Here is a 7335-nt window from a genome sequence, read left to right as displayed (position 1 = left end):
CGCCCGACCGGTGCGCAGCGACGCCACCACCGACGCCTTCGACGCCGACTTCACGATGAGCCGGGGCATGCGCTCCCTGCCCGCCCTGATCTCGGCGCTGCGCACCCAGCGCTGGGCGGAGATCTGCGACTGGGACATCACCCGCTTCTTCTGCTGCGTGGTGCCGCACGCCACGGCCGACCGCCACTTCGGGGGTTCGGCCGCGGCACTCGCCGACACCGCCTGGGCGATGTCCTCCCGCATGCAGTACAACTCCTGGCACTTCGTGGCGGGCAACCTGCCGAAGGTTCCCGAGGTGGCCGCCCGCGACCACTTCGTGCCCCCGACCATCCCGGACGTGGCCTTCTACTCCGACCAGCACCACCACGGACACGTCAACAACGGGGTGCGCTTCTCCATCCGCTCCCCGCACGCCGTGGACGTGGACGGACGCCGTTTCAACGGCTTCATGGACCTGCGGCTGCTGCGCTGCGAGGGCCCCGCCTTCGACGAGCAGGACCTGCTCGCGGCGCACCGGGTGTCGGCGTTCATCGCCCGTGCCACGAGCCTGGCCGCCGAACTGGCCGCGGCCGGCCACCCTCTGGAGGTCACCGCGTTCGACGCGGCCTGGCACTGGTCCAGTGTCACCGGAGGCGTTCCCGAAGCGGCCGGTGCCGCCACCGGGCAGGTCCGCCGTGCGTCCTGACCCGCACGGCGGGCCCCGCCCCCGCCCAGTACCGCGCCGAGAGCGCCCCTGAAGGAGTACGCGATGACCGCTCGCGGCATCAGCCACACCAAGGAACTCCTCTCCCGCGGGGAGCTCACCGTCGTCGAACACGTCCGGTCCGTCCTCACCGCGATCCGCGAGCGGGACGTCCTGGACGCGTACGTCGCCGTCGCCGACGACACGGCCCTGGAAGCGGCCGAGCGGGCGGACGCCCGCATCCGGGAACGGGGCCGCGAGGCCTGGTGGGACATGCCGCTGCTGGGGGTCACCGTCTCCGTCAAGGACCTGCTGCAGACCCGGGACCTGCCCACCACCCGGGGGTCGCTGCTGAGGAACGACCGCCCCCGCGAGGACGCGCCGGCCGTGGCCCGGCTGCGTGCCGCCGGCGCGATCGTCGTCGGCAAGACCACCACCTCCGAGTTCGGCTGGAGCGCGTCCACCGTGGGCCGCGTCGCCCCGCCCACCCGCAACCCCTACGACCCGCGGCTGACCGCGGGCGGGTCCAGCGGTGGGGCCGGCGCGGCCGTGGCGGCCGGTCTGTGCGAGGGGGCCTTGGGAACCGACGGGTCGGGTTCCATCCGCATCCCCGCCGCGTTCTGCGGAGTGGTGGGCTACAAGCCGTCCTACGGCCGGGTCCCCTACTTCCGCAACGGCGCCGACCGGCTCGCCCACCAGGGCCCCCTCGCCCGCAGCGTCGCCGACGCCGCACTGCTCGGCCAGGTCGTCGCCGGCCCCCACCCCACCGACCCCGACTCCGGGCTGGGCTCCCTGGACTCCCCGCGCGACATGCGCGCGCTCAGGGTCGGCTGGATCGAGTACGAGGGGACCACCCCGGAGATCCGCAGGGTCACCGACCAGGCCCGGCAGGTGCTGCTCGCCGAAGGGCACCGCGTCGAGGACGTCGAGGTGCGCTGCAACAACCTCTACCCGGCCGTCGTCGACATCCTCGCCGCGTCCGAGGCGGCCGGCACCGCGCCCGAGGACGAGGAGTTCATCGACGGGGGCAGGCTGGAGATCGTGCGCCACGGGCGCACCCTCAGCGGGGTCGACGTCATCATGGCCGAGGAGGTGCGCCAGAACCTGCGCACCACGCTGCGCTCCGTCATGGACCGCTACGACATGCTGGCCATGGCGACCGTGCCGATCGAGCCGTTCGACGCCGACGCCATCGGCCCGTCCTGGGCCGCGGACCCGCGGGACCTGATGTGGCTGGCCTGGGCGCCTGCCTCGTACCCCTACAACATGACGGGTCAGCCCGCCGTGTCCCTGCCCGCCGGGCTGACCCGCGCCGGCCTGCCCGCCGGCGTGCAGCTCGTGGGCCCGGTCGGCGCCGACGACCTGGTCCTGACGGTGGCGCGCCGCCTGGAGGCGGCGCTGGCTCCCCTGCCGCACCCGGCCGGGGCCGACCTCACCTCCAACCTCCGGTGAAAGGACGCAACCCAGCCATGTATGCCAGGTCATGGTCCACACCCGCGGCGGAGGGCAGCGTCGGGCGGCCCTCGTTCGTCGCCGACCACGGGCTGTGGGACGAAGAGCAGTCGGCCGCCGCCGAGCGGATCGAAGCCACCCTGGAGGACGTCGACTTCGTCCGCCTGGTCTTCGGCGATCCGCACGGCCTGGCCCGCTCCAAGACGCTGACCGCCGCGGCCTTCGCCACGGTGCTGCGCAACGGCATGAACTTCAGCCCCGGTCCCTTCCTCTTCGACACCGGCCACGCCGTCGCCGTCGACTTCCTGGGCGACCACGGCATCGGCGTCGACGAGATCGCGGGCGCGGGCAACTTCGTGCTCGTGCCCGACCCGACGACGTTCCAGGTGCTGCCCGGCCGGGGGCCGCGCACCGCCTGGGTGATCGGCGACGAGTACCTGCGCGACGGCACCGCGCACCCGCTGTCCTCGCGGGCCACCCTGCGCCGGGTCCTGGCCCGGTACGCCGAGCAGAGGCTGACGCCCGTCCTCGGCCTCGAGGTCGAGTGGTACCTGACCCGGCGCCTGGACGACGAGCCCGGCAACCAGGGCAACGGCTTCGGCCTGCAGGGCCGGGCGCCGCGCGTGAGCGCGGTCAACGCCGGCTACCAGTTCAACCTCGACGCCGCCTACGACTCCGTGGCCGCCGTCACCGACCCGCTGGCGCTGCACCTGCTGAAGCTGGGCCTGCCGCTGCGGTCGATGGAGCACGAGTCCGGACCGGGACAGGTGGAGACCACCTTCAGCCCCATGTCCGCACTGGACACCGCCGACGCGATGCTGCTGTTCCGCACCGTCACCAAGCGTTTCTGCGCCCGCCGGGGCCACCACGCCTCCTTCATGTCGCAGCCGCTGCTGGACGCGGCCGACCCCAGCGGCTGGCACCTGAACCAGTCCCTCACCGACACCGCCACCGGCCGCAACGTCTTCAGCGCCGAGGGACTGTCCGGCGGCCTGTCCCCGAGCGGCAAGGCCTATGCCGAGGGCCTGCTGTCCTGGGCCGGCGACCTGTTCCTGCTGTCGGTGCCCACCGTCAACGGCTACCGGCGGCTCGCCGCCGAACACACGCTCGCGCCCACCCGGGTCGGCTGGAGCTTCGAGGACCGCACCGCCATGCTCCGTGTCGTCGGCAGCGGCCCCGGCGCCCACATCGAGAACCGCGTGGGCGAACCCTGCGCCAACCCCTACCTCAACATCGCCGCCCAGCTCTTCGCCGGGCTCGACGGCCTGACCGGCGGAGCGGCGCCCGCCCCCGAGGAACCGGGCGCCGCCGCCACGACGGTGCCCCAGTCCCTCGCCGAGGCCCTCGACGCCTTCCGGGCCGGGCGGGCCGGCCAACTGCTCGGCGCGCCCCTCGCCGCGTGCCTGGCCAAGCTCAAGGAGAGCGAGCTGCGCCGCTACGCGTCCTGGTGCGCCGAGGCCCGCCCGGAGCCCGGCCGGGTCACCGAATGGGAGCAGCGCGAGTACTTCGGGGCGTACTGACGCCCCGAGCGGTCCGGTGCGCGGTCGGCGGCGCACCGGACCGGCCTTTCCGGGCCGGTCCGCCCCCTCCGGGCCGGCCCCTCAGCTTTCCGCCGACACGATCAGCCCCGACACGATCAGCCCCGACACCATCAGCCCCCTGACGAAGGCCGACTCATGATTGCCCGCTACACGCGGCCCGAGATGGCGGACCTCTTCTCGGACCAGTCCCGCTACGCGACCTGGGTCCAGGTCGAGATCCTCGCCTCCGAGGCACAGGCCACCCTCGGCCGGGTGCCGCGTGAGGCGGTCGAGGACATGCGCCGGGCCAGGGTGCCGCTGGCGACCAGGGTCGCCGAGCTGGAGAAGGAACGCGATCACGAGGTGCTGTCCTTCCTCGCGGCCTACTGCGAGGACATCCCCGAGGAGTCGGCCCGCTGGGTCCACCTCGGAATGACCAGCTACGACCTCGTCGACACCTCGCTCGGCCACACCCTGGCCCGCGCCACCGACCTCCTGTCCGGGGCGGCTGCGCGACTGCGCCGCGTCCTCGCCGACCGGGCGGTGGAGCACTGGGACACCGTGATGATCGGCCGCACCCACGGCGTGCACGCCGAGCCGACCACGTTCGGCCACAAGCTCGCCGGGCACGCCTTCGCCGTCGACCGTTCGCTGCGCCGCCTCGCGGCGGCCCGCGAGGCCGTCGCCGTGGGCACCGTCTCCGGCTCCGTCGGCACCTACGCGCTCATCGACCCGTACGTCGAGGAACATGTCTGCCGGGCCCTGGGGCTGGGCATCGAACCGGCGCCCAGCCAGGTCGTCGCCCGCGACCGCCACGCCCAGCTGCTGCAGGCCGTCGCGACGCTGGGCGCCTGCGTCGAGCACCTGGCCCTGGAGCTGCGGCTGCTGCAGCGCACCGAGGTCCGGGAGGTCGAGGAGCGGCGTACCGCCGCCTACCAGGGGTCGAGCGCCATGCCGCACAAGCGCAACCCCACCACCAGCGAACGGCTGTGCGGCCTGGCCCGGCTGCTGCGCGGCTACGCGGACACCGCCGTCGAGAACGTGGCTCTGTGGCACGAACGGGACCTGGCCCACCAGTCGGTCGAGCGGGTCATCCTGCCCGACAGCCTGGCCGTCGGGCATTTCCAGGCGACGATGGCGGCGGACCTGGTGGCCTCCCTCACCGTCCGTCCCGAGCTGATGCGCGCCCACATCGACCACACGGACGGCCTGATCCACAGTTCGCCGGTCCTGGCCGACCTGCTCGGCGCCGGTGTGGAGCGCGAGCGGGCCTATCGTCTGGTGCAGGCCGCGGCGAACCACACGATCGCCACCGGTACGCACTTCGCCGACTCCCTCGCCAGGGAAGGTGTCGACCCGGGCGACCTCGCCCCCGAGCGCTTCCTCGGCAACCACCACGTGATACGCGATCGATTGGAGAAGCTTCGTGAGCTGGACGATTGAGCGGGCCGAGGGCGCCGGCCTCGACCTGGACGAGGTCCTGGAGGTCTACCGTTCCTCCGGCCTGGGCGAGCGGCGTCCGGTCGACGACCGGGACCGGATGGCCGCGATGACGGCGGGCGCCAACCTCGTCCTCGTCGCCCGCGACAGCGCGGGCACCCTCATCGGCATCGCGCGCAGCGTGTCCGACTTCTCCTACGTCACCTACCTCTCCGACATCGCCGTCGCGGGCGGCCACCAGCGCTCGGGCATCGGCCGGGCGCTGATCGACGCCACCCGCAAAGAGGCTCCGACCGCCAAGGTCGTGCTGTTGTCGGCGCCCGCGGCCACGGAGTACTACCCGCACATCGGGTTCAGGCGGCACGACTCGGCGTGGGTGCTCGACGCCTGACGCCGTGCACTTCTCGAAGCGGTCGAGTCCCGCGCTGGACCGGGACTCGACCGCCCGTCGGTAAGGTCCCTCGCACACGGGCCGCCGAGGACCCCTGGGGGAGACATGAGTCAGCTGTCGGCGCCGGTGCTGCCGGAGCCCCGCACCTCCGCTCCGCACCACATTCGGCTGGTGGAGGACGCCGCACCCGTCCCTCGCCCCGCGCTGGCGGCGCCGGGCACCGGACGGCGCATCCTCGTCGTGGACGCCGACACGGAACCCGCGGACTGCCTGGCGGCCCAGCTGCGCCGGCACGGGCACGATCCGCACTGCGTCACCCGCGCCGGTGCGGCACTGCAGGCGTACGCGGACGCGGACCTGGTGCTGCTGGCCCTGGAACTGCCCGATCTGGACGGACTCGAGGTGTGCCGGGCGATCCGCACGGTCAGCAGGGTCCCCGTCATCATCGTCACCGCCCGCCAGTCCGAGCTGGACTGTGTCCTGGGCCTGCAGGCGGGCGCCGACGACTACGTCACCAAGCCCTACGGGCTGCGCGAGCTGATGGCCCGCATCGAGGCCGTGACCCGCAGGGCCCGGTGGCAGTCGGCGGCCGTCGAGGAGATACGCCACGGCCGGCTGCGCATCGACGTCAACTCCCGCGAGGTGACCGTCGACGGGGTGGAGGTGTCCCTGACCCGCAAGGAGTTCGACCTGCTGCGGCTTCTGGCCTCGCACCCGGACACGGTCATCCCGCGCAAGCAGCTGCTCCAGCAGGTGTGGGGCGACTCCTGGTCGCGGCGCACCGTGGACACGCACGTCAGCAGCCTGCGCGGCAAGCTCGGCGACAGCGGCTGGATCGTGACGGTTCGTGGGGTGGGCTTCCGGCTGGGCAGCGGCTGAACCGGTGCGGCGGCCGGGCCGGCTCGAGCCGGTCTTGAGCGCCCGCTGTTCTACTGCCGGTCGACGACGGCCGAGCGGAGCGGGGCGGGACGGCGGTGACGACGACCAGCGAGGAGCGGACCGGCTCCCCGGCTGTGCCGGGAAGCCGCGCCGCGGTGCTCTTGGCGCTGGCGGTCCTGCTGTCCCTGGCCGGCAGCATGGGCACGGCCGCGGCCGTGCCCGCCTCCGGCGGCGCGATCGTGGCGCCCCCGTCCTCGGCGTGGGAGACGGCCGTCCAGCCGCTCGCGACCGCCGCCGCCCTGCCGGTCCTCGGCGCCCTCGGCGACCGGCACGGCCGCCGGTGCGTCCTGCTCGCCTCGATCGCCGTGTTCCTGCTGGGAGCCCTGCTCGGTGCGACTTCCGGCGCCGCGGGGCCGCCGCCCGCCGCCCGGTTCCTGCAAGGGCTGGGCGCGGGCGGGATGCTGGCCCCGGTCGTGGCGGTCACCGCGGAGCGCCTCCCGGCGCGTGAGCGCGGCCACCACCTGGCTCTGCTCGTCGGTGCCATGGCGCTCGTCATGGCGGGCGGTCCGCCGGCCGGTGCCGTGATGGGCGAACAGCTGGGTCCGCTGCGGGCGTTGCCGCCCGTCCTGGCCCTCGGCACCGTCGCCCTCGCGCTGGCTGCCGCCCCGTCGCTCTCCCCGTCGCGATCAGCCGGGTCGTCTCTCTCCCCGTCGTCGTCAGCCGCGTCGTCGCTCCCGTCGTCGGCGTCACCCGCGCCGTCGTCGTCCGCCGCCCGGCCGTTGCCGTCGCTCCCGTCCGCTCCGTCCGGGCCCCCGGCGCAGGCCCGGGCCCCAGTCTGCCGGGCCGCCTACCGGCGGGTGGCGTGGCCGCTGGCGGCTGTCACCGTGCTCGTCCGCACGGCCACCTGGGGCGGCGGGCCGCGACCGGCGGGCCGGGACGACCTGCTGTCCGGGGTGGTCGCCGCCGTGCGC

At 74.1% G+C, this 7335-nt stretch carries 6 protein-coding genes and 1 pseudogene; all 7 read left to right on the top strand.

Annotation, left to right across the window (positions count from 1 at the left end; genetic code table 11):
* Positions 1-685: pseudogene (locus RIF68_RS20675) on the top strand (hypothetical protein); the annotation flags it as partial.
* Positions 686-748: 63 nt separating this feature from the next.
* Positions 749-2134, top strand: coding sequence for an amidase (locus RIF68_RS20670; protein WP_164285527.1), 1386 nt, complete (start codon positions 749-751; stop codon positions 2132-2134).
* Positions 2135-2151: 17 nt separating this feature from the next.
* Positions 2152-3654, top strand: coding sequence for a glutamine synthetase family protein (locus RIF68_RS20665; protein WP_309052773.1), 1503 nt, complete (start codon positions 2152-2154; stop codon positions 3652-3654).
* 156 nt (positions 3655-3810) lie between these two features.
* Positions 3811-5097 (top strand): adenylosuccinate lyase, encoded by a 1287-nt coding sequence (purB, locus tag RIF68_RS20660; RefSeq protein WP_164285531.1) that lies wholly within the window; start codon positions 3811-3813, stop codon positions 5095-5097.
* Positions 5081-5485, top strand: coding sequence for a GNAT family N-acetyltransferase (locus tag RIF68_RS20655; protein WP_164285533.1), 405 nt, complete (start codon positions 5081-5083; stop codon positions 5483-5485). Before purB ends, RIF68_RS20655 begins: the two co-directional genes overlap by 17 nt.
* A gap of 105 nt (positions 5486-5590) precedes the next feature.
* Entirely contained in the window at positions 5591-6364 is a 774-nt protein-coding gene (locus RIF68_RS20650; RefSeq protein ID WP_164285535.1) for a response regulator transcription factor, read from the top strand.
* A 95-nt stretch (positions 6365-6459) separates the two neighbouring features.
* A partial coding sequence (locus tag RIF68_RS20645) for an MFS transporter (RefSeq protein ID WP_309052772.1) occupies positions 6460-7335 on the top strand: 876 nt, incomplete at its 3' end.

It is taken from the genome of Streptomyces sp., assembly GCF_031178505.1.
Classification (GTDB): domain Bacteria; phylum Actinomycetota; class Actinomycetes; order Streptomycetales; family Streptomycetaceae; genus Streptomyces; species Streptomyces gulbargensis.
Note: the sequence above shows the minus strand (reverse complement) of the source record. Positions and strands in the feature narration are given on the sequence as shown.

What these genes read in the sequence shown, in the direction of transcription:
- RIF68_RS20650 (WP_164285535.1), top strand. Translation starts at nt 5,591, where the DNA reads ATGAGTCAGCTGTCGGCGCCGGTGCTGCCGGAGCCCCGCACCTCCGCT.
- RIF68_RS20665 (WP_309052773.1), top strand. Translation starts at nt 2,152, where the DNA reads ATGTATGCCAGGTCATGGTCCACACCCGCGGCGGAGGGCAGCGTCGGG.
- RIF68_RS20670 (WP_164285527.1), top strand. Translation starts at nt 749, where the DNA reads ATGACCGCTCGCGGCATCAGCCACACCAAGGAACTCCTCTCCCGCGGG.
- purB (WP_164285531.1), top strand. Translation starts at nt 3,811, where the DNA reads ATGATTGCCCGCTACACGCGGCCCGAGATGGCGGACCTCTTCTCGGAC.